General features: G+C 32.3%; 1 protein-coding gene and 1 rRNA gene. Both read left to right on the top strand.

Annotated elements, in window-relative coordinates:
* Nucleotides 1–79: 79 nt before the first annotated feature.
* A 5S ribosomal RNA gene (gene rrf / locus PI85_RS23470) occupies nt 80–195 on the top strand.
* A gap of 388 nt (nt 196–583) precedes the next feature.
* Nucleotides 584–1,477, top strand: a complete 894-nt coding sequence (locus tag PI85_RS23465; protein ID WP_036121941.1) for a patatin-like phospholipase family protein — start codon at nt 584–586, stop codon at nt 1,475–1,477.
* The last annotated feature ends 187 nt before the right edge of the window (nt 1,478–1,664 follow it).

Genomic DNA, 1,664 nt, shown 5'->3' with positions numbered 1-1,664 from the left:
CAGTTTTGAAAGAACAATCCTTTCAATAAAAAGAGCTTCAAGACACAGTTATATGCCGTGTATTGAAAGCCGAAAATAGTCTAGTGATGATGGCAAAGAGGTCACACCCGTTCCCATACCGAACACGGAAGTTAAGCTCTTTAGCGCCGATGGTAGTTGGGGGCTTCCCCCTGTGAGAGTAGGACGTCGCTAGGCAATAAAAACAGTCAGCTGTATGCTGGCTGTTTTTTTTATTTCATATAAAAAGTTTTTAAATTTTTTATTCGAAATAAAGTTTTTTATATAGATCTCCATTTATTTTATAGAGCAAATCTATTATAGGTACGTAGAAACTTTATGAAACGAATGACTAAATTAATAAATTGGAAGTGTTAATTGAAATGATATACCCAATTTATGTTATATAATATTTTCTCATTTGTAAAAGAGGACACCAATCTATGAAATTGTTCCATTATCCTAAATACTATTATAATTCCTTTTTCAGTAATAGTTTGATTTCGACACTAAAATACAAATTTTAGTTCTAATCGTCAATTTCGATTCTTATAATATAAAGATTACGGAAAAAAGGAGAGGGAATATGTGGATTGATGGTGTGTTTTCTGGGGGAGGTTTGAAGGGTTTTGCACTCGTGGGAGCTTATCAAGTACTAGAAGCTGAAAATTTCCGTTTTAAACGTGTGGCTGGTACAAGTGCTGGGGCAATTTTAGCTGCGTTCATTGCTGCAGGATATAGCGGTAGAGAAATTGAAATTATGCTAGAAGAGTTAGATGTACCTTCATTACTCGATTCTAGAAGAACAATATTACCTTTCCCTTTTATGAAATGGATAAATGTTTATAACCATTTAGGTCTGTATAAAGGAAAGGCATTAGAAAAGTGGTTCTTCAAAAAATTGGCTGAAAAAGGTGTCTATACTTTTGGAGATCTACCCAAAGATTCACTAAAGCTAGTCGCTTCAGATATAACTAATGGTAGAATAATTGTATTACCAGACGATTTACACAAATATCAAATAGATGCCAATAATTTTTCAGTTGCTTGTGCTTTACGTATGAGCTGTGGTATACCATTTTTCTTTGAACCGGTTACATTAAAGACAGGCAAAGGTGAGTCGGTAATTGTAGATGGAGGTGTTTTAAGTAATTTCCCTTTATGGATTTTTGACGATAAGGAGGGGAGAAAAGTACGACCCATTTTAGGTCTGAAATTGAGTAGACGGAGAGAGGAACAGTGTCCTCATGAAATAAAAAATGGATTAAATTTATTTGAAGCATTATTTTCGACTATGAAAGATGCGCATGATGAAAGATATATTTCAAGAAGACATGAAAGAGATATTATTTTTATTCCTGTAGAAGATTACAGTGCTACGCAATTTGATTTAAATGAAGAAACAAAAGAAACACTCTTAGAAATAGGAAGGAATCGTACCATTCAATTTTTAAGAAACTGGCCACGACTAAGATTATAAAAAAGATTTATAAAAACTATTGACCATTGAAAATAAGCATGTTATTATATAAAAGTTGCTGTTGAGATATGCAACTACTAAAATATAAAAAAACAAAATAACTGTTTGACAAACATTATAAAACATGTTATTATATAAAAGTTAGCTCTTAATAAAGTAGCGAACATCAAAATGAACCTTGAAAACT

Source organism: Lysinibacillus sp. A1, from assembly GCF_000801965.1.
Taxonomy (GTDB): Bacteria; Bacillota; Bacilli; order Bacillales_A; family Planococcaceae; genus Lysinibacillus; species Lysinibacillus fusiformis.
The sequence above is the reverse complement of the archived record's forward strand: the minus strand, read 5'-3'. Positions and strand labels throughout refer to the sequence as shown.

Excerpts from the sequence above, each read along its gene's own strand:
- PI85_RS23465 (WP_036121941.1), top strand. The coding sequence starts at position 584 with ATGTGGATTGATGGTGTGTTTTCTGGGGGAGGTTTGAAGGGTTTTGCA.